The 25,939-nt window shown below is 74.2% G+C and carries 27 protein-coding genes; 10 read left to right on the top strand and 17 right to left on the bottom strand.

The window, feature by feature from the left end:
• Nucleotides 1-329: 329 nt before the first annotated feature.
• The 6 genes from RHODO2019_RS17220 to RHODO2019_RS17195 all read right to left on the bottom strand — a co-directional run bounded on the left by RHODO2019_RS17220 (nt 330) and on the right by RHODO2019_RS17195 (nt 4,860).
• Nucleotides 330-1,124, bottom strand: a complete 795-nt coding sequence (locus tag RHODO2019_RS17220) for a DM13 domain-containing protein (RefSeq protein WP_265382925.1) — start codon at nt 1,122-1,124, stop codon at nt 330-332.
• Nucleotides 1,121-1,543 carry a hypothetical protein gene (locus tag RHODO2019_RS17215; protein WP_265382924.1) on the bottom strand — a complete coding sequence of 141 codons (423 nt, stop codon included), beginning with the start codon at nt 1,541-1,543 and terminating at the stop codon, nt 1,121-1,123. The genes RHODO2019_RS17220 and RHODO2019_RS17215 overlap by 4 nt, the downstream gene beginning before the upstream one ends.
• Nucleotides 1,540-2,742: a molybdopterin-dependent oxidoreductase gene (locus RHODO2019_RS17210; RefSeq protein ID WP_435532240.1), complete on the bottom strand. Its 1,203-nt coding sequence runs from the start codon at nt 2,740-2,742 to the stop codon at nt 1,540-1,542. Before RHODO2019_RS17210 ends, RHODO2019_RS17215 begins: the two co-directional genes overlap by 4 nt.
• A 17-nt stretch (nt 2,743-2,759) precedes the next feature.
• Entirely contained in the window at nt 2,760-3,512 is a 753-nt protein-coding gene (locus RHODO2019_RS17205; protein ID WP_354005549.1) for a methyltransferase domain-containing protein, read from the bottom strand.
• On the bottom strand, nt 3,509-4,138 hold the full coding sequence (locus RHODO2019_RS17200) for a TIGR04282 family arsenosugar biosynthesis glycosyltransferase (RefSeq protein ID WP_265384844.1): 630 nt from the start codon (nt 4,136-4,138) through the stop codon (nt 3,509-3,511). Before RHODO2019_RS17200 ends, RHODO2019_RS17205 begins: the two co-directional genes overlap by 4 nt.
• A 65-nt stretch (nt 4,139-4,203) precedes the next feature.
• Nucleotides 4,204-4,860 carry a glycosyltransferase family 2 protein gene (locus RHODO2019_RS17195; protein WP_435532239.1) on the bottom strand — a complete coding sequence of 219 codons (657 nt, stop codon included), beginning with the start codon at nt 4,858-4,860 and terminating at the stop codon, nt 4,204-4,206.
• A 115-nt stretch (nt 4,861-4,975) separates the two neighbouring features.
• Between RHODO2019_RS17195 and RHODO2019_RS17190 the strand changes: the two genes are divergently transcribed.
• From RHODO2019_RS17190 to RHODO2019_RS17175, 4 genes are read left to right on the top strand one after another with little or no spacing between them, the layout of a single operon-like run.
• Nucleotides 4,976-6,370 (top strand): hypothetical protein, encoded by a 1,395-nt coding sequence (locus RHODO2019_RS17190; RefSeq protein WP_435532144.1) that lies wholly within the window; start codon nt 4,976-4,978, stop codon nt 6,368-6,370.
• Between the two features lie 36 nt (nt 6,371-6,406).
• Nucleotides 6,407-7,132 carry a response regulator transcription factor gene (locus RHODO2019_RS17185; protein ID WP_265382921.1) on the top strand — a complete coding sequence of 242 codons (726 nt, stop codon included), beginning with the start codon at nt 6,407-6,409 and terminating at the stop codon, nt 7,130-7,132.
• On the top strand, nt 7,126-8,145 hold the full coding sequence (locus tag RHODO2019_RS17180; RefSeq protein ID WP_265382920.1) for a sensor histidine kinase: 1,020 nt from the start codon (nt 7,126-7,128) through the stop codon (nt 8,143-8,145). The genes RHODO2019_RS17185 and RHODO2019_RS17180 overlap by 7 nt, the downstream gene beginning before the upstream one ends.
• Nucleotides 8,146-8,173: 28 nt before the next feature.
• Complete coding sequence (locus tag RHODO2019_RS17175) at nt 8,174-9,286, top strand: AI-2E family transporter (protein WP_265382919.1); 1,113 nt, start codon at nt 8,174-8,176, stop codon at nt 9,284-9,286.
• Nucleotides 9,287-9,295: 9 nt separating this feature from the next.
• On the opposite strand, the gene RHODO2019_RS17170 is transcribed toward RHODO2019_RS17175, so the two are convergent.
• Entirely contained in the window at nt 9,296-10,342 is a 1,047-nt protein-coding gene (locus tag RHODO2019_RS17170) for an NAD-dependent epimerase/dehydratase family protein (protein ID WP_265382918.1), read from the bottom strand.
• A 54-nt stretch (nt 10,343-10,396) separates the two neighbouring features.
• Between RHODO2019_RS17170 and RHODO2019_RS17165 the strand changes: the two genes are divergently transcribed.
• Nucleotides 10,397-11,077, top strand: a complete 681-nt coding sequence (locus RHODO2019_RS17165; RefSeq protein ID WP_265382917.1) for an NmrA family NAD(P)-binding protein — start codon at nt 10,397-10,399, stop codon at nt 11,075-11,077.
• Nucleotides 11,078-11,097: 20 nt separating this feature from the next.
• Here RHODO2019_RS17165 and heR read toward each other — a convergent pair whose 3' ends face one another.
• From heR to RHODO2019_RS17145, 4 genes are read right to left on the bottom strand one after another with little or no spacing between them, the layout of a single operon-like run.
• The gene (gene heR / locus RHODO2019_RS17160) at nt 11,098-11,883 is read right to left on the bottom strand and encodes a heliorhodopsin HeR (RefSeq protein WP_265382916.1); all 786 of its coding nucleotides are present in this window, start codon (nt 11,881-11,883) and stop codon (nt 11,098-11,100) included.
• 52 nt (nt 11,884-11,935) lie between these two features.
• Entirely contained in the window at nt 11,936-12,388 is a 453-nt protein-coding gene (locus tag RHODO2019_RS17155; RefSeq protein WP_265382915.1) for a MarR family winged helix-turn-helix transcriptional regulator, read from the bottom strand.
• 16 nt (nt 12,389-12,404) lie between these two features.
• Nucleotides 12,405-13,190: an acyl-[acyl-carrier-protein] thioesterase gene (locus RHODO2019_RS17150; RefSeq protein ID WP_265382914.1), complete on the bottom strand. Its 786-nt coding sequence runs from the start codon at nt 13,188-13,190 to the stop codon at nt 12,405-12,407.
• A gap of 29 nt (nt 13,191-13,219) precedes the next feature.
• On the bottom strand, nt 13,220-14,035 hold the full coding sequence (locus tag RHODO2019_RS17145; RefSeq protein ID WP_265382913.1) for an exodeoxyribonuclease III: 816 nt from the start codon (nt 14,033-14,035) through the stop codon (nt 13,220-13,222).
• Between the two features lie 178 nt (nt 14,036-14,213).
• Between RHODO2019_RS17145 and RHODO2019_RS17140 the strand changes: the two genes are divergently transcribed.
• Both RHODO2019_RS17140 and RHODO2019_RS17135 read left to right on the top strand, forming a co-directional pair.
• A complete protein-coding gene (locus RHODO2019_RS17140; RefSeq protein ID WP_265384842.1) occupies nt 14,214-15,035 on the top strand; it encodes a polysaccharide deacetylase family protein in 822 nt (273 codons plus the stop codon).
• Nucleotides 15,036-15,157: 122 nt separating this feature from the next.
• Nucleotides 15,158-16,405, top strand: coding sequence for a globin domain-containing protein (locus RHODO2019_RS17135; RefSeq protein ID WP_265382912.1), 1,248 nt, complete (start codon nt 15,158-15,160; stop codon nt 16,403-16,405).
• Nucleotides 16,406-16,464: 59 nt separating this feature from the next.
• Here RHODO2019_RS17135 and RHODO2019_RS17130 read toward each other — a convergent pair whose 3' ends face one another.
• Nucleotides 16,465-17,196 (bottom strand): PIG-L deacetylase family protein, encoded by a 732-nt coding sequence (locus RHODO2019_RS17130; protein WP_265382911.1) that lies wholly within the window; start codon nt 17,194-17,196, stop codon nt 16,465-16,467.
• Nucleotides 17,197-17,316: 120 nt separating this feature from the next.
• On the opposite strand from RHODO2019_RS17130, the gene RHODO2019_RS17125 reads away from it, so the two are divergent.
• Both RHODO2019_RS17125 and RHODO2019_RS17120 read left to right on the top strand, forming a co-directional pair.
• Nucleotides 17,317-17,865, top strand: a complete 549-nt coding sequence (locus RHODO2019_RS17125; RefSeq protein WP_265382910.1) for a LysE/ArgO family amino acid transporter — start codon at nt 17,317-17,319, stop codon at nt 17,863-17,865.
• Between the two features lie 70 nt (nt 17,866-17,935).
• A complete protein-coding gene (locus RHODO2019_RS17120; RefSeq protein ID WP_265382909.1) occupies nt 17,936-19,345 on the top strand; it encodes a tyrosine-protein kinase domain-containing protein in 1,410 nt (469 codons plus the stop codon).
• A gap of 166 nt (nt 19,346-19,511) precedes the next feature.
• Here the strand turns inward: RHODO2019_RS17120 and RHODO2019_RS17115 are convergent, their stop codons facing one another.
• From RHODO2019_RS17115 to RHODO2019_RS17095, 5 genes are all read right to left on the bottom strand, one after another.
• A complete protein-coding gene (locus RHODO2019_RS17115; protein ID WP_265382908.1) occupies nt 19,512-20,963 on the bottom strand; it encodes a MauE/DoxX family redox-associated membrane protein in 1,452 nt (483 codons plus the stop codon).
• Between the two features lie 42 nt (nt 20,964-21,005).
• Nucleotides 21,006-21,950 carry a nucleotidyltransferase family protein gene (locus RHODO2019_RS17110; RefSeq protein WP_265382907.1) on the bottom strand — a complete coding sequence of 315 codons (945 nt, stop codon included), beginning with the start codon at nt 21,948-21,950 and terminating at the stop codon, nt 21,006-21,008.
• Nucleotides 21,951-22,112: 162 nt separating this feature from the next.
• A complete protein-coding gene (locus tag RHODO2019_RS17105) occupies nt 22,113-22,661 on the bottom strand; it encodes a PqqD family protein (RefSeq protein ID WP_265382906.1) in 549 nt (182 codons plus the stop codon).
• Nucleotides 22,658-23,479, bottom strand: coding sequence for a hypothetical protein (locus tag RHODO2019_RS17100; protein WP_265382905.1), 822 nt, complete (start codon nt 23,477-23,479; stop codon nt 22,658-22,660). The genes RHODO2019_RS17105 and RHODO2019_RS17100 overlap by 4 nt, the downstream gene beginning before the upstream one ends.
• Nucleotides 23,480-24,477: 998 nt before the next feature.
• Nucleotides 24,478-25,134: a phosphatase PAP2 family protein gene (locus tag RHODO2019_RS17095; RefSeq protein WP_265382904.1), complete on the bottom strand. Its 657-nt coding sequence runs from the start codon at nt 25,132-25,134 to the stop codon at nt 24,478-24,480.
• A gap of 254 nt (nt 25,135-25,388) precedes the next feature.
• On the opposite strand from RHODO2019_RS17095, the gene RHODO2019_RS17090 reads away from it, so the two are divergent.
• A complete protein-coding gene (locus RHODO2019_RS17090; RefSeq protein WP_265382903.1) occupies nt 25,389-25,838 on the top strand; it encodes a YdeI/OmpD-associated family protein in 450 nt (149 codons plus the stop codon).
• The last annotated feature ends 101 nt before the right edge of the window (nt 25,839-25,939 follow it).

Raw genomic sequence — 25,939 nt, 5'->3', positions numbered from 1 at the left:
GTCCGGACGCGCGCGGAGCACGACCCGCTGCCCGGCTGGACCGGCTGGACCGGCTGGACCGCGAGGCAGCACTGCCGTGCGGGACGCTCTGCGATCGGGGACCGTTCTGCACGCCGGGGGTGCGTTCCGCGCCCCGACCACCCGTTCTACCGCCCTGGGTGAGAGGTGGGATCGGGGACCGTTCTGCACGCCCGGAGTGCGTTCCGCGCCCCGGTCGCAGAGCGTCCCGGCAGTGCGTGGTCTCGCGGGAGGGACCCGGACCACCGAACCGTGGTCGGGGCGCGCGCTGGTCCGATCCCACGGCCGGTCGGTCCACAGCTCCAGGGCCGCTACAGCTCCAGGGTGGCTGCGGCGACGGGAACCCCGAACGCCCGGCACCAGATGAGCACCGTGACCGGCCCGTCGAGGGGCGAGCCGGCGGGCACCGTGTAGCTCTGGTCGCCCCGCGTCCCCTTCAGCGCACCGAGGAACACCCCGTCCGGGCGCTCCTGACCGGCGCCGGGCACGAGGTGCACCTGGTAGTCGGGTCCGGGTTCGACGTCGAAGGCGCCCAGGTGCACCACCGACGTCCCGTCGCCGAGGTCGACGAGGGTGGCCGTGCCGGTGACGTCGCGGTCGATGCCGGTGAGCACGGCGGACGCGAGCGCCCGGGGCCCGGCGGGAACAGGGGCCGGCGGCGGGGTGGCGGTGGTCGGCCCGTCCGGGACCGGCGTGGCGTCGAGGCGGAGCTCGGGCGTCCCGGCCGGCGGGGACGGCACGGCGGCCACCGCGGCACCGTCAGCACCCGGTGCGAGCGCGACGACGTCGGCCAGCGGGTCCGGCTCGTCGACGGTGGTCGGCACGAAGGTCGGCCACACCACCAGGGCCAGCACCGCGGCCACGGGGACGGCGGCCGCCAGCCCCCCGGCCCACGCCCGCCCGGAGAGCCGCCGCACGAGCAGTCCCAGCCCGACGACCAGGACCAGCACCACCGCGGCGGTGAGCAGCGTCCGGGGACTGGTCAGCACGTTGCGCACCAGGTTCGGCCGGGCCACGGCGACCGCCACCGCGCCGAGCAGCACGCCCCCGCCGAGGACCGCCACCACCGGGCAGCTCCACCGGTGGCGGTCCCGGTGGCTGCTCACGCCGCAGGGCTCGCCAGGGGGCGCCGGGACCGGCGCAGCACCACCGACACCGCCACCGCGGCCCACACCACCGCCAGCGACACCGCGAAACCCGCCGGGTAGTTGCGGTCGAGGATCGTCGGGTTGTCGCTCAAGGCGTTCGAGCGGAACAGCACGGGCGAGGCGATGACCACCAGGGTGAGGGTGCAGATGGCCCCCGCCACGACCGGTGGCCGGGTGTGGTGCGGCAGCGCCCTCCTCGCCGCCATCCCGCCGGCGACGAACAGGGGGGCGAGCACGGCGTCGTGCACGACGATGCAGCCCGCGAACCAGATCGCGATGGACACCAGGTCGGTCGTGGACCCCGTGAGCAGCAGGACGAGACCGAAGAGACCGGCCGCCACCCCGGCGGTGGCGAGGCCCGTGCGCACGCCGGTCACAGGACGTCCATCGTCGAGACCCACTTGGTCTGCGTGACACCGGGTCGGCTGGGCGCGATGAGCCGGGCCGGGTAGCCGTGGTCGAGGGTCAGCACCTCGCCGTTGAGCCGGGTGGCCAGCAGGGTCAGCCGGCTGCGGGCGTGCCGGGCGGGCAGCACGGAGGAGCCGTAGAGGCCCGTGTCGAAGCTCCTGAACGACACGTCGGCGTCGGTCGAGCCGCCGACCGCGGCGACGAGGTCGGCCACCGGCACCCCCGTCCACACCGCGCTGGCGCTCCAGCCCTCGACGCACGCGATGGGCAGGCTCTGGGTGGACTGGGGCATCGCGTTCAGGTCGGCGAGGGTGAACGAGCGCGACCCGTTCGGCCCGGAGACGACGACGGCCCAGCTGGGCGCGGTGGCCTTCTCCCGCACGCCCGCGGCCTGCGCGCTGCGGTTGATCGGCACGCCCAGGGGGCCCTGGCCGCTGCGGGTGGCCAGCACCGACACCTTGCGGAGCAGCGGGACCGTCACGCCCGCCGTGGCCAGCACCGCGACACCGGCCGCGATCCACGTGCCCCGCAGCACCGTGCGCCGGGTGGGCCCGCGCCGCAGCGAAGCGTCGGCGGGATCCTGGGTGGCCGGGGTGACCTCGAGGGTCGCGGCGTCCACGGTGGACTCGACCGGCACCCCGAGCGCGGTGCGGATGACCGGGAGCTTGATCGCGATGTGCACCAGCAGCGCCCCGATGGCCACCCATGCCATGGCGTAGTGGGCCGTGGTGAAGAAGAACGCCCACGGGTAGAACTGGGCGGTGTTGAACAGACCCGTGAGCAGCTGGAACAGCGACGCGCCGACGAGCACCGTGACCGAGCCGCGCTCCACCACCGTGACCAGCGCGGCCCGGGCGGAGCTCAGGTCGAACCGGGCGAACAGCTTCGGGTAGACCGACCACAGCTTGATCCCGAGCAGCGGGATCGAGGCGGTGCCGGTCACGACGTGCAGGCCCTGCGTCCAGCGGTACAGCGACACCGGACGGGTGGGCCAGGTGAAGAAGAACGGGGGGTTCTGCAGGAAGTGGCTGAGCAGCCCCGTGACGAAGGAGATGCCGAAGAAGATGCCGAGCCAGAGCCCGATCCGGGCGGTGACGGTGGGCGTGCGCAGCCGGGAGGTGAAGTGGTGCTCGTGGGGTGCGGGCCCGGGAAGCCGGTCGCGCAACATCGTGGGTTCCTCGGTGCTCATGCGCTGCTCCGTTCCTCGTCCCGCCGCACGCCCAGGACCGCGACGGCCTGCTCGTGCACCACCGTCGCCTCGAGCAGCTCCAGCCCGGCGGCCGCGGCCAGGGCGCCGACACCGGCGAGGCCCACCCGCGCCCAGCGGAACCAGTCGCCGAAACCGTTCTCGGTCTCCAGGCGGAGCCGCTGGACGAGCGTCGGTCCGGTGGCCTCGACCTCCACCACCACCACGCCGTCCGGGGCGAGCAGCTCGGCCGCACGCCGCAGCACCCGCAGCGGGTCTCCGCCGATGCCGATGTTGCCGTCGGCGAGCAGCACGTGCGCCCACCGGCCGTGACCGGGCAGCGGGGCGTACAGGTCGCGCTGCAGGGCCAGTCCACCCCGGGCGACGGTCATCCGGACGGCGAGCGCGGAGCTGTCCACCCCGAGCGCGGCCACCCCGCGGACGGCCAGGGCCGCGGTGAGACGACCGGGGCCGCACCCGAGGTCCATCGTCGGCCCGGTGCAGTGCCGCAGCATGGCGGCGTCCACGGCCCGGTCGAGGTCGCTGGACGAGGCCCCGCCCAACCAGCGGCGCACCGGCAGCTCGGTGCGTCGACCGGTGGCGTCATGCACCCAGCACGGGAGCCCGGCCAGGGCGCGCTCGAAGAGCACGTCGGCGAGCAGCTCGTGCTGGACCTCGGCGTCGTCGACCAGCACGTCGTCGACCAGCACGTCGTCGACCAGCACGTCGGACCGGGCGGGCCCCGCGGTCACCGGTGCACCTCGCCGGCCACGACGATCGGCCCCACGAGCAGCCCGACGTCCGCGACGGCCGAGGCGAAGCGGGAGCCGGGCACCAGGGCAGCGACCGCGGCGGCGTCGGCCGGGGTGTCCACGTCGCCCAGCGGGTCGAGCAGCTCCACCCGGGCGCCCAGCGCACGAAGGGCGGCCAGCGTCCGGTCCCCGGTGTCCGCGCGGGACATCGGGACCTCGACCAGGGCGCGGGCGAGCTCCGGGGTGCGCACGCCCAGTCCCCACCACCCGCCGTCGTGGGCCGGGCCGAGCACGGCGTCCACCCGCGGCTCCGCGAGGCGGGCGGCGGCCTCGGCCAGCAGCGCGGCGGAGACCTGGGGGGTGTCCATGCCCACCTGCAGCACCGGGCCGGGCCCCGCGTCGGTGTGCGCGGCCGCCAGGCGCTCGCCCAGCGCGTCGCCCCGCTGGCCCACCACGGTGAACCGCTCCAGCGAGCGTCGCAGCTCCACCCGACGGGTGGCCGCGTCCAGGTCCCCGGTGAGGGCGACCACGTGCCGGGACGCCGGCGTCGCGGCCACGGCGTCGAGGGTGTCGAGCAGCGAGGCGGCGGCGACCACGGCGGCCTGCTCCGCGGACAGCACCGTCATGAGGCGGGTCTTGGCCAGCCCGGCCACGGGCGCCTTCGCCACGACGAGCAGCGTCAGGGCGGCGCTCACGCCAGCGCCGCCCGGAAGTCGCGGACCGCGTGCACGGTACCGGTGAGCGAGCCGGAGACCTTGGACCGCCCGGCCGTGCGCGGGGAGTAGGTGATGTCGCGCTCGACCACGGTCCAGCCGGCCCGTCCGGCCCGCACCAGCAGCTCGAGGGGGTAGCCGGAGCGACGGTCGGTGACGCCGAGGTCGAGCAGCCCCTGCCGGCGGAAGGCCCGCACGGCGCCGATGTCGTGCACGTCGAGGTGCAGCCGACGCCGCAGCAGCGCGGAGACCAGGACGTTGCCCAGCCGGGCGTGCCAGGGCCACGCCCCGCGCACCACCGGTCGCCGTCGGCCCACGGCGAGGTCGGCCCCGGCGCGCACCAGGGCCACCAGCTCCGGCAGCGCCGCCGGGTCCATGGAACCGTCCCCGTCGAGCACGCAGACGATCTCCGCGTCGGCGGCGAGCACACCCGCGTGGACGGCGGAGCCGTAGCCGGGGCGAGCCTCCTCGACCACGAGGGCACCGTGCTCGCGCGCCACCGACGCGGTGCCGTCGGTGGAGCCGTTGTCCACCACGACGGCCCGGTAGCCCGGCGGGAGCGCGGCCAGGACGCCGGCCAGCGAGCCCGCCTCGTCACGGCACGGGATCACCACGTCCACGCGCTCGGTCGCCATCATGATGGTGAACATAGGGCCGCCACCGGCCACCGCGCCGCGCGGCGCGGTGACGATCGCGTGACGGCGCGTGCCCGGCCGGCTCCGCACCGGTCACCCCGCCTATCGTCGTGGGGTGAGCACCGCAGCCGAGCTCCGCCCGGCGGACCCCGCGGTGGGGACCGCCGGAGACCGCGCTGCCGTGCGCTGGGACCTCGCGCTCGGGGCGGCGGGCGTGCTGCTCGTCATCGCCGCCGCCGTCGCGCCGCACCTGCTGGCCACCGACCCCCGCGGCAACCTCACCTCGACCGTCGCCCCGCTGCTGGCCAACGGGGACCCGCACGTGGGGTGGGGCACCCCGTTCGCGGTGCTGCTCGCCGTGGCCGGGGTGGCGTGGGGGCCGACGGTGGCGCAGCGGCTGTCGTGGCGGCAGCTGCTGGGGGCGACCTACGTGCTGACCCTGGCGTGGTCCATGTCGCTGGCCATGGTCGACGGCTGGCAGCGCGGGTTCGCCGGCAACCTCACCAGCGAGGACGAGTACCTCGCCGAGGTGCCGCGGGTGACCGACGTGCACGGCATGCTCCAGGCGTTCACCAGCCACATCATCGACTACCAGCCCGGACGCTGGACCACGCACGTCGCGGCCCACCCCCCCGGGGCCTTCCTGGTCTACGTGGGCCTGGACCGCATCGGCCTCGGGGGCGGCACCTTCGCCTCGCTGCTCACCTGGGCCGTGGGCTGCAGCGCCGGGGTCGCGGTGCTCGTGGCGGTGCGGGTGCTCGCCGGGCGCGCAGGCGGTCCGGGCGGGGAGCAGCTCGCCCGCCGGGCCGCGCCGTTCCTGGCCCTGGCGCCCACCGCGATCTGGGTCGCGGTCTCGGCCGACGGGATGTTCGCCGGGGTGTCGGCCTGGGGCATCGCGCTGCTGGCCCTGGCCGCGACGCGCACGGTGCGGCGGCCCGTGGTGGCCGCGGTCGGCGCCGGGGTGGTGCTGGGGTTCGGCATCTACCTCTCCTACGGGCTCGTCGTCCTGGGCGTCGTCGCGATCGCCGTGCTGGTGGCGGCCCGCTCGTGGACACCGCTGCTGCCCGCCGTGCTCGGCGCGCTCGCCGTCGTCGCGCTGTTCACCGCGCTGGGCTTCTGGTGGTTGGACGGCTACGACCTGGTGGTGCAGCGCTACTACCAGGGGATCGCGGCCGACCGCACCTACTCGTACTGGATCTGGGCCAACGTGGCTGCCCTGGTCTGCGCCGTCGGCCTCGCCACCCCCGCCGGGGTGCGCCGAGCGCTGGCCCCCGCCAGGCTGCGGCGGCGCGACGGGCTGAGCCTGCTGGTGGTCGGCGCCCTGCTCGCCGTGGTGGCGGCCGACGTCAGCGGGCTCAGCCGCTCGGAGACCGAGCGCATCTGGCTGCCGTTCGGGGTGTGGCTGCTGGCCGCGACCGCGCTGCTGCCGGTGCGCCACCAGCGGGCCTGGCTGGCCGCCGGTGCGGTGGTCGCGCTGGCGATCAACCACCTGCTGCTGACGGCGTGGTGAGCGGGTCGTGAGCGCGCACGTGCTGCTGGCCGCGCGATGAGCGCGCACGTGCTGGTCGCCGACGACGACCCCCTGCTCCGGGACGTGGTGCGCCGCTACCTCGAGCGCGACGGGCTGCGCGTGACGGTGGCGGTGGACGGCGACGCGGCCCTGCTCGTCGCCGCCGCCGGCGGGATCGACCTGGTGGTGCTGGACGTCATGATGCCGGGCACCGACGGCGTGGAGGTGTGCCGGCGGCTGCGCGCGGGCGTCGCCCCGACCGTCCCGGTGATCATGCTGACGGCCCTGGGCGAGGAGGACGACCGGGTCCTGGGCCTGGAGGTCGGCGCGGACGACTACGTGACCAAGCCGTTCAGCCCCCGCGAGCTGGCCCTGCGGGTGGCCTCCGTGCTGCGCCGGGCCGCCGCTCCCGCCCCGCCCGCGCCCGCCGTGCTGCGCGACGGCCTGCTCGAGGTGCAGCCCGGGGCGCACCGCGCGCTCGTCGGACCCACCGAGCTCGCCCTGACCACCCGGGAGTTCGACCTGCTGAGCTTCCTCGTGGGCCACCCGGACGAGGTGTTCACCCGCGAGCAGCTCCTCGAGCACGTGTGGGGCTGGAGCTTCGGCGACCACTCCACCGTGACGGTGCACGTCAAGCGGCTGCGGACCAAGATCGCCGCCGGTCGGCGCACCGGGGCCGAGGACCCCGTCGGCACCGTCTGGGGCGTCGGCTACCGCTGGCGGCCCGGCACCTTCACCGAGCCCCTGGAGCACCCGTGCTGACCGACGTCGCCCACGCCCTGCCGTGGGTGCTGCTGTTCTCGGTGCCCGTCGTCGTCGTCGGCTGGCTCGTGCTGCGGTGGCTGCGGCGCACCTCGCTGACGGGGTCGATGGCCGTGCTCGTGCTCATCCCGACGCTGGCGACGACGGCGGGGATCACCGGGGCCACCGGCCTCATGTTCTCCGAGGACCTCTACCGCACGCTGCTCGTCGCCGCCGTCGTCACCGTGATCACCGTCCCGGCCGCGCTGGCCCTGGGCCGCTGGCAGGCCCGACGCACCGTGTGGGACCGCGAGGCGCGGGACAGCGAGCGCGCCGCCGAGCGGTCCCGGCGCGAGCTGGTCGCCTGGGTCAGCCACGACCTGCGGACCCCGCTGGCGGGCATCCGGGCCATGACCGAGGCGCTGGCCGACGGCGTGGTCAGCGAGCCCGCCGAGGTCGCGCAGTACGCCCGGCAGATCGAGCAGGAGTCGGTCCGGCTGACCGCGATGGTCGACGACCTGTTCGAGATGTCGAAGATCAGCGCCGGGGCCCTCGTCCTGACCATGGGCGAGGTGGCGCTGCCCGAGCTCGCCGAGGAGGCCGTGGCGGCGATCCGGGCCCAGGCCGTCCGCAAGGGCGTGCAGCTGAGCTCCGAGCCCGGTCCGGCGGGGGCCCGGGTGCGGGGCAGCGACCCCGAGCTCACCCGCGTGCTGGTGAACCTGCTCAGCAACGCCGTGCGGCACACCCCGCCGGACGGCAGCGTGCTCGTCTCCAGCGGGGTCGACGAGGGTGGTGCGTGGCTGCGGGTGGACGACGGCTGCGGTGGGATCCCCGCCGACGAGCTGCCGCGCGTGTTCGAGCTCGCCTACCGGGGCAGCGCGGCCCGGACCCCGGTCAGCGACGGGAGCCCCGCCGGAGCGGGACTGGGTCTGGCCATCGCCGCCGGGCTGGTGCGGGCGCACGACGGCGAGATCACGGTGCACAACCAGGGCGCCGGGTGCCGGTTCGAGGTGCGTCTGCCCGTCCTCGGCTGATCCGCCCGCGGGTGGGACGCTCTGCGGCATGAGTGACGAACCGGGCAGCCCCCGACCCGACCGTGCCGCCGTGCTGGGCAGCGGTGGCGCGTGGCTGGCCACCTGGAGCCTGCGCCTGGTGCTCGTGGCCGCGGCGGCGGCGGTGGTCGGCCTCGTCGTCGGCCAGCTGTGGGTCGTGGTGCTGCCCGCCGTGCTCGGGGTGGTGCTGGCCACGGTGCTGGCCCCGCCCACCGCCTGGCTGCGGCGGCACCGGGTGCCGGCCGGCGCCGCGGCCGCGATCACCACGCTCGGGTTCGTCGCCGCGCTCGTGGGGCTCGTCCTCGGCGTCGCGCCCTCGGTGGTCGGGCAGGTGGGCGACATCGCCGACCAGGCCTCCGGCGGGCTCAGCCAGGTGCGGGACTACCTCACGGGCCCGCCGCTGAACCTCGGGTCCGAACAGATCACCGCCGCGGTCGACACCCTCACCAACCGTCTGCAGAGCAGTGCCAGCGTGATCGCCGGCGGCGTGTTCACCGGGGTCAGCGTGGTCACCTCCGCCCTGGTGACCGCCGTGCTCGTGCTGCTGCTGGGGTTCTACTTCGCCAAGGACGGCGACCGCTTCCTGCCGTGGGTGCAGCGGGTGGCGGGTGACCGCGTGGGTGGTCACGTGGCGGAGGTGGGCCGCCGGGGGTGGACGGTGCTCAGCGGGTTCATCCGCACCCAGGCCCTGGTCAGCCTCATCGACGGCACGTTCATCGGGCTCGGGCTGGTGGTCCTGGGGGTGCCGCTGGCCCTGCCGCTGGCCGTGCTCACGTTCATCCTCAGCTTCATCCCCATCATCGGCGCGGTGGTGGCCGGGGCGCTGGCCGTGCTCGTCGCCCTGGTGACCAACGGGTTCACCACGGCCCTGCTGGCGCTCGCGGTGGTGCTGCTCGTCCAGCAGGTCGAGGGCAACGTGCTCCAGCCGGTGCTGCAGAGCCGCAGCCTCCGGCTGCACCCCGCCGTGGTGCTGCTCGCGGTGACCGGGGGTGGCTCGCTGTTCGGGATCGTGGGGGCGTTCCTCGCGGTCCCCGTCGTCGCGGTGGCCGCCGAGGCGCTGCGCTACACGGGTGAGCGGATCGACGACCGCACCGGTGCCGCCCCGCCCGACCGGGCCGCGTGACCGGGGCTCTCAGGCGCGGGCGGGGACGGCGCGCAGCGGGGCGTCGGCGAACGCCGTGATCCCCTCCTCGGGGCCGACGGACGCCCGGAAGCCGAGCACCGATGCCGCGCGGGCGGGGTCGGCCACCACGTGCCGCACGTCCCCGGAGCGGTACTGACCGGTCACCACCGGCTCGGCGCCCCCGTGCGCGCGGGCCAGGGTCGCGGCGACGGCACCGATGGTCACCGGGACGCCCGAGCAGACGTTGAGGGGGGTGAACCCGCCCAGCGCGGCCTCGACCGCGAGCCGGTTGACCCGGGCGACGTCGCGGACGTGCACGAAGTCGCGCACCTGACCGCCGTCCTCGAACACCCGCGGTGCCTGTCCCGCCTCCAGCGATGACCGGAAGATGGCCGCGACCCCGGAGTACGGGGTGTCCCGGGGCATGTGCTCGCCGTACACGTTGTGGTAGCGCAGCGCGGTGACCGAACCGCCGGTGGCCAGGGTCCACGCCAGGGCGTAGTGCTCCTGCGCGAGCTTGCTGGCGGCGTAGGTGCTGCGGGGGCGCAGCGGGGCGTCCTCGTCGACCAGGGCCCACTCCACCCGGCGCTCGCAGTGCGGGCAGGTGGAGTCGAAGACGCCGGCGTCGAGGTCCGCGGTCGTGCGCGGGGCGGGCTCGACGGTGCCGTGGGTGGGGCAGGTGTAGCGGCCGGAGCCGTAGACGACCATCGAGCTGGCCAGCACCAGCCGCCGTACTCGAGCCTCCGCCATCGCGGCCAGCAGCACGGCGGTGCCGAGGTCGTTGTGACCCGCGAACAGCGGCGCGTCCGCGGCGTCCACCCCCGCCCCGACCATGGCCGCCTGGTGGCACACGACGTCCACGCCCGCGAGCACCGCGGTCAGCGCGTCCGCGTCGCGCACGTCCACCCGCTCGATCCCGGCGGGCGTGGGCGCGTCCACCCCGTGGGCCACCGGGAGCATGACGTCCAGCCCCACCACCTCGTGGCCGGCGTCGTGCAGGGCGGTGCTGACGTGGCCGGCGATGAACCCGGCCGCTCCGGTGAGCAGGACTCGCATGCCGCTGACGCTAGCGGCCCGCGGTGCGGGAAGCAGGGGCCGCACGCCGCGGTTGTGCCGGGCACGCCCCCCATCGCCGTCACCGGGTCCACGGGCCGCATCGGCTCCCGCGTCGCCCGCGCGCTGTCCGCCGCCGTCGCGGCCGGGGTGCAGCGCGTCGTCTACACGTCGTTCCTGGGTGCGCCCGCGGACTGCACGTTCACCTTCGGCCGCGACCACTTCCACACCGAGGCGGCCCTGGCGGCCTCGGGGCTGCGCTGGACCGCGCTGCGCGACGCGTTCTACCAGGACGTGCTGCCGTCCTTCGTCGTCGAGCCCGGCGTGCTCCGCGGTCCGGCCGGCGACGGTGCGGTCGCCGCGGTGGCGGTGGACGACGTGGCCGAGGTGGCGGCCACCGTGCTGCTCGACGGGACGACCGCCCACGACGGGCAGCGCCACGACCTGTCCGGACCGGCGGCGCTCACCCTCGACGAGGTGGCCGCCACGCTGACCGAGCTCTCCGGCCACAGCGTCCGCTACGAGCGGGAGACCCCTGCGCAGGCCTACGCCTCCCGGGCCCACCTCGACGCCACCCCGTTCGAGGTGGACGGCTGGGTCTCGACGTACACCGCGGTGGCCTCCGGGGAGATGGCGCCCGTGACCGACACCGTCCAGCGGCTCACGGGCCACCCGGCGACGTCGCTGCGCACCACCCTGGAGCGCTACCCCGAGCTGCTCGACGGGCTGCGCGGGTAGTCCTCGCGCCGGCGCCCGGCTCAGACCGCGAGCGAGCCGGCGAAGATCTGCCAGGCCAGCGCGGACTTCGCGAGCAGGCTGAGCACCAGGTAGACCTTCTCGCCGTGGGCGTAGCTGGCCCACCGGCCGACCTGTCGGTACTGCAGCCACTGGTTGACCGCGAAGCTGGAGAAGAAGATGAACAGCGTCACGAAGATGCCGTAGACGAAGCCCGGGATCTGCGCCGCGCCCAGGAAGTTCACGATCAGCACCACCCACGGTGTCGCGCCGGCCACGCACCCGAACCAGAACGGCAGCATCGTCGTGGTGGTGCGCCCCGGGGGGTTCGCCACCTCCTGCAGCCAGCCGAACAGGACCATCGCGATGTTGGCCCCCGCCACGGCGATGACGGCGGAGATGCCGGTGATGCCGGCGTAGAAGCAGATCAGCAGCACCATGATCGTGGCGCTCACGGAGTACTCGACCCAGCGGAAGATGTTGCGGCCGTTGCAGAGTCCGGCCTCGTACCGACTGCGACCGACGGTCGCCGTGATCAGGTGGTCCAGGGCGGCCAGGGTCAGGAACACCGCGATCGCCACCCCGACGCGGACGTCGAACAACGGCGCCGCCGCGGGGACCTCGGTTCCCGGGGGGCCCGCGGGGTAGGACGAGGTCACGGTGATCGCGAAGCTGCTGGCGAGCACGAGGACGGCGACGGCCTGCGCGGCGTGCAGCACGGTCAGGCCGGTGTTCCACCGCCTCAGCCCGGCCAGGCGGGCGTCGTCGACACCGGTGGCGACGGTGGTCGCAGGTGCGGTGGTGGTCATCGGTGGCCTCTCGGTGGGGCGGTCTGGGGCTGGGGAGCGTGGTGGGCGTGGCTCACTGGTCGTCCGCGAACGCCTGCATCCGCTCGGCGACGTCGCGGAGGTAGGCGGCGATGACGGAGCGCTCGGCGGGCGAGCGCGCCTCGGCCACCTCGGTGAGCCCGGCGACCACCGGTCCCAGCGCGCCGAGCACCTCCCCGACGGCGGACTCGGTCGCGTGCAGGCCGATCCGGCGGCGGTCGCCGGGGTGCCGCTCCCGTCGCAGGTGCCCGGCGTGCTCCAACCGGTCCACGAGCTCGGTGGCCGAGCCGCTGGAGATGCCGAGCCGCACCCCGAGCTCGGCGGGGCCCAGCGGCTGCACGGCGGACATCACGTGACCCAGGGCGGCGTAGTCCAGCGGGCGCAGGTGCAGCGCTCGGGTGAGCGCGTGGTCGATAGCGGAGGCGGCGCGGGTGACCTCGCGCAGCGCACGGGACACCTCGGCCGCGTCCGTCTCCGCCGTCGTCACCGGACGACCGTACCGATCACTCGGTAGTCGAGCCACTCGGCAGCGGAGGCACCTCTCGTCCGACCGGGCGCACCCGGGCCACCGCGCGCACGGTGTCGCCGACCAGGAACCACACCAGGGTGGCCCCGGCCGCCGGCTCCACGAGAACCTCCAGCTGGTCGTCCGCCGCGATGGGGCCGGCGTGCTCCAGGACGGCCTCCACCGGCGTGGCCCGCAGCCCCGGCAGCACCTGCTCGACCACCGACCAGCACGTCGCGTTGTTGACGTGACCCATCCAGTCGACGTCGGTGGAGCGCAGCGGGACCGGTCGGCGCACAGCACCGCTCGTGCCACCGGGGCGGGCGGGCAGCAGGCGCCGCCAGCGCAGCGGCTCCGGGGCGGCCGACGGGGCGAAGATCGCGACCATCCGTGGTGAGAGCGGGGCCGGGCGGCCGGTCCCGGCGTCCACGGTGACCCAGAAGCCCTCCACCTCCACCCGTGCGCCCCCGGCCGAGCTCACGGTGGTCCGCTTGGTGCACCACCGCGCGCCGATGCCCGAGCACCAGGTGCGCACCTGCACCGGGTCGTGGAACACCGGCAGCCGGTGCACCACGATCACGGTGCGCCGCAGCACCCACAGGCCCTCGTCGCCACCCGCGGCCGCGTCGTGCACGTCGTCGAAGGCGATGTCCTGCGCGTACCGGGCCACCCCGTCCAGGCGGAGCACGCGGTCGGCGTCGGCGTCGCCCGAGCGGACCCGGCGCTGCTCGGTGCGCAGCCGCCCCCGGCCGGGCGGGTCCACCATCACGACCGGCTCGTCCACGGCGCCGACCCTACGGCCGGGCCGCCGCGCTACAGATCCAGGTCGACGACCACCGGCGCGTGGTCCGAGGGGCCCGTCCCCTTGCGGGCGTCCCGGTCCACGTAGGCGTCGGTCACGGCGGCGGCGGCGGGCGCGCTCGCGTAGACCAGGTCGATCCGCATGCCCAGGTTCTTGTGGAACGCCCCGCCCCGGTAGTCCCAGTAGGTGTAGGGGACGTCGTTCTTCAGCGCCCGGGCCGGCACGTCGCTCAGTCCCAGCTCGCGCAGCGCGGCCAGGGCGTCACGCTCGGCCGGCGTCACGTGGGTGGAGCCGGCGAACGCCGCGACGTCCCAGACGTCGGCGTCGGTGGGGGCGACGTTGTAGTCCCCGACCGCGACGAACGGGCCGGCGGTCACCTCGTCGGCGATCGCGGCGCGGTAGGCCTCCAGCCACGCGAGCTTGTAGGCGTAGTGCGGGTGCGTGGGCTCGCGGCCGTTGGGCACGTACAGCGACCACACCCGCAGCGGGCCGCAGGTGGCACCTACCGCACGGGCCTCGACGATGCCCGCGCCGTCGGTGAACAGGGTGTCGGCCGCGGTGTCGGCGTCCCAGCTCGGCGCCCCGGCGAAGGTCGTGGCGATGTCGGCGAGGCCGATCCGGGAGAGCACGGCCACCCCGTTCCACCGACCCTGCCCGGCGACGGCCGACTCGTAGCCCAGGGCCGCGACCTCGGCGGTGGGGAAGGCCACTACCGAGGTCTTGGTCTCCTGCAGGCAGAGCACGTCCGGCTGCGCGGTCGCCAGCCAGTCCAGCAGCCGGGGCAGGCGGGCGGTCACGGAGTTCACGTTCCAGGTGGCCAGGCGCATGCGCCCATCATGCCCAGCGGGTCAGGCCTCCGGGCCGCCACGGCGGAGCGCGCCGGATCGACGCGGGAGAACCCCTGCACGGGATACCGTCGTCCGAGTGACCGCACCCGGCCAGCACCACTCCCGTCGCCCGCACCCGCCCCGCCGTGGTCCGGGCGCTCTCGACCGCCGCCGCCTCCTGCTCGGTCTCGCTGCCGGCGTGGTCGCCCTCGGGGCGGGCCTCGAGCTGGTCGACCGTCCGGTTGACGTGGCCGCGGACGCGAGCGCAGGCACCGGCCCGACCGGCCCGGCCCCCACCCCTGCCCCGACCTCCACCACCGCGACGACCACCACCTCTGCCCCGACCTCCCCCACCCCGCCCCTGCCCGCGGCGGTGCCCGCACCGACGGGCGTCATCACCGCCCTGCCCGGGCAGGGCAACCTCCTGGCGCTCACCATTGACGACGGCACCAGCAGCGAGGTCGTCGCCGCCTACACCCAGTTCTGCGCGGACAGCGGGGTCCGGCTGACGTTCTTCGTCAACGGCGTCTACCGGTCGTGGACCGACAACGCCCCCGCGCTGCGCCCGCTCGTCGACTCCGGGCAGGTCCTGCTGGCCAACCACACCTGGTCCCACCCCGACGTCACCACCATCAGCAGCTCGGCCCTGACCGACCAGATCACCCGCAACGACGCCTTCCTGCGCTCCACCTACGGCGCTGCGCCCGAGCCCTTCTTCCGCCCGCCCTACGGCCACCACAACGCCCGCACCGACCGGGTCGCCGCCGATCTCGGCCACCCCACCATCACCCTGTGGGAGGGCAGCCTGAGCGACTCCTCGGTGATCACCGAGGACTTCCTCCTCGGGCAGGCCCGGCTGTGGTTCAAGCCGCAGCACATCGTCATCGGGCACGCGAACCACCCCGCGGTGACCCACACCTACCCGCAGCTGCTCGACATCATCCACGAGCGCGCGCTGCGCACGGTCACCCTGGCCGACGTCTTCCGCGCTGCGCCCTGACCGCGCGTGGCCCCGGGGTCGGGCGTGGCGATTGTCGGGACCTTCATCCCTGTCCGTCACCCTCCCCGCCACGCAACCCTGGGGTGCCCGACCACCGAGCAGCAACGAGGAGACCCCTGACGATGACGACGACCCTGCCCGCCCGCCCGGCCCCGACCGGCCTGCTGTCCGCCCGCTCCGCCGCGGTGATCGCGGCGACCGCCGCTGTCGTCGCGGAGCACGCCGAGCAGGTCACCGCCCGGTTCTACCCGCGCATGCTGGCCGAGCACCCGGAGCTGCTGCGGGTGTTCAACCTGGCCAACCAGGCCACCGGTGAGCAGAACCGCGCCCTGGCCGCCTCCGTGGTGGCCTACGCCGTCCAGCTCATCGACCCCGACGCACCCTCCTTCGACCACGTCATGACCCGCATCGCCGGCAAGCACGTGTCCCTGGGCATCCGCCCCGAGCAGTACACGATCGTGGGCCACCACCTCCTCGCGGCGGTCGCCGAGGTCCTCGGTGACGCGGTCACCCCCGCCGTGGCCGATGCCTGGGCCGAGGTCTACTGGTTGTTCGCGACACAGCTCATCGCCGAGGAGGCCCGCCTCTACGCCCGCGCCGGCGTCGACCCCTCCACCCCGACCCGGCCCTACCGGGTGGTGCGCCGGATCGAGGAGACCGACGACGTCGTGTCCCTGGTCCTCGAGCCGGCCGACGATGCCTCGGTGCCGGAGATCGAGCCGGGGCAGTACGTGTCGCTGTTCGTGGACCTGCCCGGCGGCGACCGCCAGCCCCGCCAGTACACCGTCTCCTCGACCGCTGTCGGCACCCGTCTGCAGGTCACCGTCCGCAAGGTCCGCGGGACGGGAGGGAACCCGGACGGCCGGGTCTCGTCGTTCCTGCACGACCAGGTCGGGGTCGGGGACCTGGTCGACGTCAGCGCGCCGGCCGGTGACCTGGTCGTGCCGTCCTCGGACTCGCCGCTGCTGCTGGCCACCGCCGGCGCCGGCATCACCACGGTGCTCCCGATCGTCGAGCACATCGCGCGCACCCAGCCCCAGCGCCCGGTCATCGTGGCCCACGCCGACCGCACCGCGGCCGACCACGCGCTGCGCGAGACGGTGCTGCACGCCGGCCGGCAGATCGACGACTTCACCCGCTACACCTGGTACGAGAGCGTGGACCGCGACGACCACCGTGCCCGGACCGGGCTGATGGACCTCACCGACGTGCCGCTGCCCGACGGGGTCCACGTGTTCACCTGCGGCCCGCTGCCGTTCATGCGCCAGGTCCGCGGCGCGCTGCTCGCCCGGGGCGTCCCCGCGGACCACATCCGCTACGAGGTCTTCGGCCCCGACCTCTGGGCCGCCCCGGCCGCCGCCGGGGGCTGACCCACCACGCCCACCCGAGCACGCCGCTGTCCGGCGGGGGGTGCCGGTGCGGCGGCGTCTCACCCGGTGGCGATCACCCGGAAGACCTCGGCCAGCCGCCCCGGCGCCATCCCGGCGTCCTCCGCAACCTTCCTGCCCCACGAGTGGAGCCTCTCCTCCAGGTCGTCGCCGAGGTGGGCGGTCTGGCTGGCGTGGGCGCGCAGGGCGGCGAGCTTGGCGTCGAAGGTGTCGGTGATGTCGACGGCGTGGTCGGCGCGCTCGTCGGCCATGAGCCAGGCCTCCTCCACCGTCCAGGGCTCCAGGCCCTCGTCCGTGAGGAGCTCGGGGTAGGCGAACGGGTTGCGGGCGGCGGGGTAGAGCGCACGGATCGTGGCCTCCCCGGCGGCGAGGTGGTCGGGGTGGGAGGCACCGATGCGGTCCCACCAGCGTTCCGGGCTCTGCGTCAGCACCCGGCGCGGGCGCACCTGGCGCATGACCCGGACGATGTCGCGCTGCAGCTCGCGGGTGGGGTCCAACGACCCGTCGTGGTACCCGGTGAGGAAGCGGACGTCGGACACTCCCACCGCGGCGGCGGCCGCACGCTGCTCGGCCTCCCGGATGGCGGGCACCTGCTCGCGCGGGGTGTCGTCGAAGCCACCCTGGTCGCCGTAGGTGCACAGCAGGTAGGTCACCTCCACCCCCGCCCGCGTCCAGGTGGCCGTGGTGCCCGCGGCGCCGAAGTCGGCGTCGTCGGGATGGGCGACCACGACGAGGACGCGGTCGACCTCGGCGGTGGGCAGGGGCTCCGGCATGGGACGGCTCCAGCACGTGCGACGGCGGGAGACCCGACGCTACGGCCTCCACCCGCGCGGTGATCGCGCAGCGCGACGAGCTCGACGCTCGGTGGCTCGTTCTGTGAGGTCCTACCCACTGTGGCGAGGGCGGGAGCGCTCGTCGGTGGACACCTGGGCGTGCTCGCCGTGGTGCGGGTGGCCGGGGCGGTCGAGCTGATCGGCTACGCGGCCCTTGCCGCCCGCCGCACGGTGCGCCCCGGTGTGCTGACCCCGGCTGCCGGACCGGGCGCGGGGCTGCGGGCGACGCTGGGCACGGCTGCGGCGCTGACCTGGCTCAACCCCCACGTCTACCTCGACACGGTCGTGCTGCTCGGCACGGTCGCCGCCACCCACGGGGCGCAGCGGTGGCCGTTCGGCGCCGGTGCCGCGATCGGTAGCCTGCTCCGGTTCACCGCCCTGGGCCTCGGCGCCCGGCTTGCCCGCCCCCTGTTCGCCCGCCCCGGCGCCTGGCGGGTGCTCGACGCGCTCGTCGCCGTCGTCATGGGTCGCGGCCGCGGCATCGCTGCTGCGCAGCACCTGAGCCGGGACCAGGTTCGGTGCCGGCGAACCTGCTCATCGTCGTGCGCACCGTCCTGGCCGTGCTCCGCCGCCGCGGCGCCCGCTGAGACTCAGCCCGGTCCACAGTGAGGGGTCCACCGGTAGCATCGCGGTGCGTCGGCCCGGGTGGGGCCACACCTCGAGATCCGGGGCTGCCTTCGTGGAACTGCGTGACTACGTCCAGGTGCTGCGGCGCCGCTGGCGCACCGTGCTGATCGTGGTCGTGGCGGCTCTCGCGGCTTCCGCGGTGGTGACCGCGTTGCAGCCAACGGTGTACCGAGCCTCCACCGACCTCCTCGTGGCGCTCACATCCTTCGGACCTGATCCGGCCGGACCGAGCTCAAAGGCGTACACCACCACCTTGCCGGACATCGCGGCCTTTTACTCGGAGATCGCGGTGACGCCGCCGGCGGTCCAGGCGGCGATTGGCGCCGCCGCACTCACCACGTCCCCGTCGGTCGCCGTGAGCGCCGCAACGGCCCCGGGTTCGGCGACGATCACCATCACCGTCACCTCGTCGTCCGCGGCCGCAGCTCAGGCGGTCGCGAACGCGTACCCGGACACCCTCCCCGACACCTTGATCCAGCTCAAGCAGCTCTCGTCGCGCGCCCCGCTCGCGTTCAAGGTCCTACGCGCTGCTGCGCTTCCCGCGACCCCTGTCTCGCCGGACCCGGTGGTGAACACCGCGATCGGGCTGGCGCTCGGGCTCGTGCTCGGCCTGCTGCTGGCTGTTCTGCGCGAGCGCCTCGACCAGCGCATTCGTGACTCGAGGGGACTGGAGGACCGGCTGGAGGTCACGGTTCTCGGTGTCGTGCCCAACCAGCTGCAGGGAGCTCACCTGCCCGCGGTGAGCCATCCGGACTCCCCTCGGACCGAGGCCTACCGCAAGATCCGTACCAGCTTGCTGTTCTCGGGGCTGGACGGGTTCCCGTCGACGCTCGCCATCACCAGCTCGCTGGCGGGGGAGGGCAAGTCGACCCTGGCCATGAATCTGGCGGTGGTCTGCTCGCAGGCCGGCCATCAGGTGGCGGTGGTCGATGCAGACCTCCGTCGACCCACGCTGCACGAGCACTTCGAGCTGCACAACGACACGGGGCTCTCGAACGTGCTCGCCGGTGAGCTCAGCCTCGGAGAGGTGGCCCGTACTCACCCCACGGGTGTCACGGTGGTGACGTCGGGGCCCAGCCCCCGTGACCCCAGCGCCTTGCTCGAGGGGCAGCGGCTGCGCGCCGTCATCGCCGAGCTCGCCGCGTCCTACGACGTCGTCATCGTCGACACCACACCGACGCTGGCGGTCAGCGACGCGGGTCAGGTGTGCGTGGCGGTCAAAGGCACCGTGGTGGTGACCCGGCTCGGGACGACCACGTTCGACAGCCTGCGCACGACCCTGAGCACGCTTCAGCGGGTGCAGGCGAACGTGGTGGGCGTGGTCGCGGTCGGTGACGACGACACTGATGCCGGGTACCACAACCATGACACCAGCCAGGAGTCGTTGGCTGGTTCACACCGCAGGCAGGTCCGCAGCGCCAGGCCGGAGTCACGAGGCAGGCGACGGCCCGGAAGCGCCTGATGGCAGCGCTGCGTCCACCCAGCCGGGGGAGGGTCGCCACGACGGGAGCCCGGCCCGGGCCGCCGACATCCGGGTCGGTCCGCCCAGATTGTGCCGCCGCGGTGCGCCGAGCGCTGTCGAGGGGGCCCCTCCGGAGGTCTGATCGCCTACGAGGGGTGGCTGCGGTTCATCCGACCGCGACCGCCACGCGGTTCAGCAGTGCGATCACCGCAGGTCCCCCGACGGCCGGCGGCTCGCTGACCACGCCCGCGCGCACCCGCACCGCCGTCGGGGTGCCGGGCACCTGAACTGCCGCCCCCACCTCGCCGCCGGGGTCCCGGGCGATCGGGGCCACGATGCCGACCCCTCGCACGGCGGCGGCATCGCTGGCACTGACCAGCACCAGCGGGCCGTCCTCCCCGTGGGCGGCCAGGTCGCCGGCAATCTGCAGGCAGAACCCGCAGGTGCTCTCCCAGAACACCAGCACGGCGTCGTCCTCGGCCCCGACCGGACCGTCCCCGTCACCGGACTCGTCGCGCAGCGCGGTCAGGGGAACGGTGTCGCCCACCCGTACGGGACGCGGCTCGATCTGCAGCAACCCGTCGCCGTGGCCGTGGCCGTGGCCGTGACCGGTGCCGTCCCCGGTCAGCTCAGCGAGCACGAAGTCGTGGTTCTGCCGGATGGCGTCGACGCCGTAGACCGCGGGGCCGACGAGGGAGCCGTCCGGTCCGACCAGCACCGCCCCGGGGGTTCCCTTGATGCCGTAGGCCTCGGTGACCTCCCGCTCGGCCTGAAGCAGGATCTGCAGCCCCGGCGAGCCCACTGCCTTGCTCTGGTTCGCCTCAGCGGTTCCCTCGGAGACCACGAGGGTTCGCACGGGGCCGTCGGCGGACTGCCAGCGGGCGAGGTCGGGCATCAGCTCCCCACAGTGCGCGCAGCCGGGGCTGATGAAGACGACCAGCGTCGAGGTGCCGTCGTCGACCACTCCCTCGAGGCTCACCGGGCGGCCCTCCAGGTCCGGAAGCTCGAACCCGGGCGCCGTACGTGGTGTCCCGTCGTCGGCCAGGGCGTCCTCTACGGCGTCCAGCCTCAGCAGCACCCGACCGTAGCGTGTGGTCAGCGCCTGCAGCAGCACGCCCAGCACCACCACGGCGAGGGCGAGGGCGGCGACGAGCAGGCCGAGCACGAGCTGATCGCCCCGGTAGCCGGCGACGACCGCCCCGACCCACGGCGGCCGACCAGCGCCGGGGAGCAGCACGACCACCGCGACCACGGCCAGGGCGAGGTTGCGGGCCACCGAGGACCACCCCGTGGGCCCGGAGTTGACCTGGCCGAAGCAGTGGCACTCCGGGTGCCGGCCCCGCGCCAGGTTCGCCACGATCGCGGTGGTGAACGCGGCCAGCATGAGCAGGACCAGCACCGCACCGATGAGGGCGGCGGGGTCCGCGGCCAGCAGCAGCACGGCAGCCAGCAGCTCCACGACGGGCAGCGCGACCGTCACCAGCGGCACGAGCGCTGCCGGGACGCCGAAGTCCGCGACCGCGGTCCGGGACCCGGCCTGGTCGCGCAGCTTGGCCACGCCGGAGGTGACGAAGACGGCGGCGAGGACCAGCCGCGCGACGAGGACCAACAGTGTCATGGGCTCCATTGTGTCTCAGGTACGGGCTCGCCGTGCCACCAGCTACCGGCGCCGGACGCGTCGGAGCTCCCCGAGCGCGGTCGGCAGCTCCCTGGCGCCCTGCCCGAGGCGCCGCAGGTACCCCGCCAGCAGCGCGCCACGGCCGCGCACGGTGCGCGGGTCGCGCATGCGCATCACGGCCGGGTGCGGCACCACCCAGCGGACCAACCGACGTGCTCGCTCGCGGGGCGGTACCCGTCGCAGCTCGGCGAGGCGCACCGCCGTCCGGGACGCCCCGGACGACCGCAACGACCACTCTCGCGACGCAGTCGCCGCGCCGAGCCTGGGGATCGAGGCCACCACCCGCGCGCCGCCGGGGTCGAGGTCCAGCCCGGCGCGCAGCGCGGGGAGCGCCCCCACCCGCACCGCGAGGTCGACGACGTCCTCCCAGTCCACCCCGGGCAGTCCACCGGGGTCGTCCGGCGCGACCACCCGGCGGAGGTCCTCCTCGGCCTGGGCGACTCCGGTGGTGCGGGCCGAGTTGAGCACCACCAGCAGCGCCCGCGTGCTCCGGTCGGGCACCCACACCGGGGTGTGCCCGAGGGCGGTCCGCTCCCGACGCCCCCACAGCACGGCGAAGACCCGTTCGGGATCGGCGTCGGCACCGGGGAAGCGGTGGTGCAGGTCGACCTCGCCGCCCCCCGTGGTCGCCACCGGGCGCTGCAGCACCACGGCGTGGTCCTCGCTGGTGTGGTGGTCGACTCCGGGGTGCACCTCGGTGAACCCGTGGCCCCCCAGCGCGGCCACCGCGTCGTCCATCCGGTGCGGGGGGAGCCAGACGTCGGCGTCACCCCAGCTGCGCGTGTCGTCGGGGTAGAGCCACAGGGCGACGGTGGGGCCCTTGATGGCCAGCGTCGGCACGCCCGCCAGGGCGAGCAGGTGCGCGATCTCGGCGTGGGCCAACTCGGCCGAGGTCCGGGGGTCGAGCACCGGTGGTTCGTCGTTCATCAGCGCGACCGTAGATCACCGCGGCGGACACCGTCGATCACCGCGGTGGACAGGGAGTGCCGTGGTCGGGTGCCGAACCCACGAGGTCGGCCGGGCCTCTCCCGGTCGCTACCGTGGCGCAGGGTTTGAGGGAGATGTAGCAGGGGTGGTCCACGACGGGGCTCACTGCGTCCCCGTCCGTCGCAGGTACCCGCCCGCCTCGAGCTGGGCCAGCAGCGCGGTCACGGCGTCCTCGAGGTGGGGTGGGGCGTCGCGGAACTCCGCCGCCACGGTGTCCACGAGGTCCCCGAGCCCAAGTCCTGACCAGGCGAGCTCGAAGATGCGGGCGGCGGTGGGTGACAGGGCATCCCGCGCACCGGACCCGTGCCGGGACACTACGACGACGTCTCCGTCGCGTACCCACCCGGTCCCGGGGGGCACGGTCCACCGCGGACCGGGCGATCCGGGGTGCTCCTCGACCAGTCCGGCACGCTGCAGCCGGTCGATGACGTCGACGGTCTCCGGTTCGACCACCGCGCGGTCGACCCCTGCCGAGTTCGCCGTTGCGGTGATGATCTCGTCGAGCGTGCTCACCCCGTCGGTCGCACGCCAGACCGGGGCCGCGCCCCCGGAGAGCAGGTGCAGCTCGGTGCCGCTCCACAGCAGCACCTCGTCGTCGAGCTCCACGTCGTCCACCCCCTCGGCGCGCACGAGGTGCCGGCGTCCGGTCACCGCGCCACCTCGCTCCACAGGTCGTGCACCGCGGCGGCCGCGGAGTCGGAGTCGTGGTGGTGCATCCGAAACCCCGGAACCTGGTGCCCCAGCCGGGCCAGCGCAGTCAGTGGACCGCCCTTGGTGACCGCGAGGCGTGAGCTGTTCCGGCCGGCCAGGAATGCGGTCTCACCGGTAGTGAGGTCACGGACGCCCGGGGGGTGCGCGGTGGACCAAGTGAGGAAGACGACGAGGTCCGGGTGCAGCCGCTCCGGGGGATCTGGGTAGGGGCCGAGCCGGCTCGGAGCCACGAGCCAGGCGCTGCCCTCCTCGTGAGGTACGGGCAGCTCGGCGCTGGGCGCCAGGTGCGGGAGGTGCTGCTGCGCACCGACCTTGAGCGAGAGCGGCTTGCGGTACGGGGTGATGCGCAGCGAGACCGGGTCGAGGCACACCGTCTCGTCGGTGACGTAGCCCAGGCCCCCCGCGACCAGGGCTGCGGTCAGCGTGCTCTTACCGCTACCGGACGCGCCGCAGAGGACCAGGCATCCCCCGTCGGGTCGTGCGACGGCGGCCGCGTGCAGAAGCAGGTTGCCCTCGCCGCCGTCCAGCGCTGCGTGGTTGATCGACCCCACCAAGCCGGTGAGGACGTCGGTGACGGGCAACCCGGTATCAATCGCGACCGTCTCCGCGCGGGTGAGCTCGAAGCGCTCGTCTCCCTCCGTCGCAGGGGAGGGGTCGAGACCGCCGAGGAGCAGGGCGAGCGAGTCGTCCGCAGCAGGGGTGCCGCCTGAGACGGTGAAGCGTTGACCGAGTGCGCTCCACGCCGACGATGACACCACGCGCTCCCCGCCTCCGCGTCTGCTTACGGGCGCCGAGGAGCCTGTGGGCGGGGTCGGGCTCATGCGCACATCATTTGCGACTCGGAGCCCGAAGAGCAATCCCTAACTTTCCCGGCTAGGCGGCGGCGCAGGTCCTCTGTCCCACCGGTACTACCGGTGGGTGCTGTGCATCGCCGTTGCAGATATTGGAAACGCAATCGCTATCACCGGTACAACTTGCCCCGGTACCGCCGCAGATGCCTCTTTGCTGTGGTCCTGGATTGTTGCAGTGCTGGGAACCGGTAAAGCACCCCCCACTCCCTTGGCCACTGTTCAAGCAAAATCCTCCCAACGTACCAGGGCACGCTCCGGAGCTGCTACACGAAATCTGAGGTGATCCAGAACCACCCGAAGGGGCATCTTGACAGCACGTAGTGGGAGTATTGGGGCAATATTGCGTATTGCAGCACGTCGGGGCGCCTAAAGTCGTGTCACAAGGAAGTGCTGTAGTGCAACACGTCACGCCGCAGTACGTGACGCCGGGCGGGCACATCGAGATGCCCGCCCAGGCCGGCGAGGCGGACAAGATCGTGGGAGCCGTCCAGGCCACACCGCCGACGACCGCGGTCCGGGCGAGGAAGCGCCGACGGTTGAGGGTGGAGGGGGCCACTTCGCCCACTCGGGTGGAAGCGCGCTTGGCGTGAGAGTCGAACCAGGTGTCCACGGCGAGTCCTCAGTGTCTTGGCGCGACATCGGTGTGTGCCTTGGCGCGGAGTCGGTAACTTAGGGTGATGTAGATGCTGACCATAACCCATCGTGACCCAACGCGGTAGGGCAACTGGACACCCAGAGTGGGTAGAGGAGGAGGAGATGCAGCTGGTGTGCGCGTTCGTCCCCTCGGAGGAGCTGCCCGAGGACAACGTCGGCGTAGCGAAGCCCGAGCCCGTGACGTCCACGGTCCCAGCACGACCCACGGCAGCATGCTGCGGCGAAGGTCGTCCTGGACACGTCCGTGCGCGCTACCGCGGCTGGCTGTCCGCTTGTGGTCCGGCCCCCGTGGTGAGCAGGGGGCGCAGCCGGGTCGTGCTGAGCCTGTCGACCAGCGGGGTGGCGTATCGGCGCGCGGCCACCGCGACGACGTAGCCGACGACCGCGCCGATGAGCAGTCCGGCGAGGACGTCGTGGGGGTAGTGGGCGCCGACGTAGACGCGGGAGAACCCCATGACCGCGGCCGCCACGGCCGCGACCAGGGCCAGGCGGCGGCTGACGAGGACGAGGGCGACGGTCATGGCAGCGACCACCACGGAGTGGTTGCTGGGGAACGCGTAGTCGCTGGGTGCGGGGCAGTCCTCCAGGACGAAGGCGGTGGGGTAGGCGAAGCAGGGGCGGGGTTCGGCGACGGCGACCTTGACGAGGGCGTCGACCACGTAGGAGAGGACGGCGGCGACGGGGACGGCCAGGGCGGCGGTCATCGTGGTGGTGCTCGCGCGGCGCGCCATCCACCAGGCCGCCGCGATGAGCAGCACGAACACGCCGATCCCGTAGCTGGAGTAGGCGTTGAGGGTGCCGTTGAGCCAGGGGGTGTCGCGGGCGAAGGTGGTGACCTGGAGGTAGAGGGATCCGTCGATCTGGGACCCGTCGAGGGCCAGGGCCGCGGTGGTGTGCGGGACGCTCATCGAGACGGTCTCCAGGGGGGTGAGGGAGCTCCAAGGGGGAGCTGGAGACGAAGGCTTGCTCGTCACTGTGCCTCGCCGAGGCTGAAGGTCCGCTGAGGGCCCGGGGAGCCGGGCGATCGTCAGCGCGAGCCGACCGGGGGTCGGGGGTACTCACCCGGCATGCTCTCGGTGCGGAGCCCCGGGTGTCCCTTCGCCGGTGAACGTCCCCTTCTCGCACCTGGTCAGGTCGGTGCGCCCCGGGGGAGGACCGCGGCATGGAGTTCCGCACCGTGCTGCTGCTCGCCCGCACGACCGCCACCGGCATCGAGGTGCCCCCGGATGTGGTCGAGGCCCTCGGTTCGAGCCGCAAGCCTGCAGTGACGGTCACGCTCAACGGCGGGCACAGCTACCCCAGCACGGTGGCGAGCATGAACGGGAAGTTCATGGTGCCCGTCAGCGCCGAGCACCGGGCCGCGGCCGGGATCGAGGCGGGGCAGGAGGTCCTGGTGGACCTCGTCGTGGACACCGCGCCCCGGGTCCTCGTGGTGCCCGGTGACCTCGCCGCGGCCCTGGACGCCGCTCCAGCGGCCCGGACCGCCTTCGACGCCCTGTCCTACAGCAACCGGCGTCGGCACACCCTCGCAGTGGAGGGGGCGAAGGCCGCCGGCACCCGAGCGCGCCGGATCACCAAGGTCGTCGACGACCTGGTGGACGGGAGAGGGTGAAGCCCGCAAGCCCCCTGCTCCACCCCCGAGGTGCGCCAACGCCCCGCCAGCGGCCAAGGCATTCCGTCGTCTCACCCAGGGTGGAGCAGCAGTCAGGTTGC

The sequence above is a fragment of the Rhodococcus antarcticus genome, assembly GCF_026153295.1.
Taxonomy (GTDB): Bacteria; Actinomycetota; Actinomycetes; order Mycobacteriales; family Mycobacteriaceae; genus Rhodococcus_D; species Rhodococcus_D antarcticus.
This window is presented reverse-complemented; position numbering and strand designations above follow the sequence as displayed.

What these genes read in the sequence shown, in the direction of transcription:
- RHODO2019_RS17210 (WP_435532240.1), bottom strand. Translation starts at nt 2,742, where the DNA reads ATGTTGCGCGACCGGCTTCCCGGGCCCGCACCCCACGAGCACCACTTC.
- RHODO2019_RS17200 (WP_265384844.1), bottom strand. Translation starts at nt 4,138, where the DNA reads ATGACGGTGCTGTCCGCGGAGCAGGCCGCCGTGGTCGCCGCCGCCTCG.
- RHODO2019_RS17195 (WP_435532239.1), bottom strand. Translation starts at nt 4,860, where the DNA reads ATGGCGACCGAGCGCGTGGACGTGGTGATCCCGTGCCGTGACGAGGCG.
- RHODO2019_RS17185 (WP_265382921.1), top strand. Translation starts at nt 6,407, where the DNA reads ATGAGCGCGCACGTGCTGGTCGCCGACGACGACCCCCTGCTCCGGGAC.
- RHODO2019_RS17175 (WP_265382919.1), top strand. Translation starts at nt 8,174, where the DNA reads ATGAGTGACGAACCGGGCAGCCCCCGACCCGACCGTGCCGCCGTGCTG.
- RHODO2019_RS17170 (WP_265382918.1), bottom strand. Translation starts at nt 10,342, where the DNA reads ATGCGAGTCCTGCTCACCGGAGCGGCCGGGTTCATCGCCGGCCACGTC.
- heR (WP_265382916.1), bottom strand. Translation starts at nt 11,883, where the DNA reads ATGACCACCACCGCACCTGCGACCACCGTCGCCACCGGTGTCGACGAC.
- RHODO2019_RS17145 (WP_265382913.1), bottom strand. Translation starts at nt 14,035, where the DNA reads ATGCGCCTGGCCACCTGGAACGTGAACTCCGTGACCGCCCGCCTGCCC.
- RHODO2019_RS17135 (WP_265382912.1), top strand. Translation starts at nt 15,158, where the DNA reads ATGACGACGACCCTGCCCGCCCGCCCGGCCCCGACCGGCCTGCTGTCC.
- RHODO2019_RS17130 (WP_265382911.1), bottom strand. Translation starts at nt 17,196, where the DNA reads ATGCCGGAGCCCCTGCCCACCGCCGAGGTCGACCGCGTCCTCGTCGTG.
- RHODO2019_RS17115 (WP_265382908.1), bottom strand. Translation starts at nt 20,963, where the DNA reads ATGACACTGTTGGTCCTCGTCGCGCGGCTGGTCCTCGCCGCCGTCTTC.
- RHODO2019_RS17110 (WP_265382907.1), bottom strand. Translation starts at nt 21,950, where the DNA reads ATGAACGACGAACCACCGGTGCTCGACCCCCGGACCTCGGCCGAGTTG.
- RHODO2019_RS17095 (WP_265382904.1), bottom strand. Translation starts at nt 25,134, where the DNA reads ATGAGCGTCCCGCACACCACCGCGGCCCTGGCCCTCGACGGGTCCCAG.
- RHODO2019_RS17090 (WP_265382903.1), top strand. Translation starts at nt 25,389, where the DNA reads ATGGAGTTCCGCACCGTGCTGCTGCTCGCCCGCACGACCGCCACCGGC.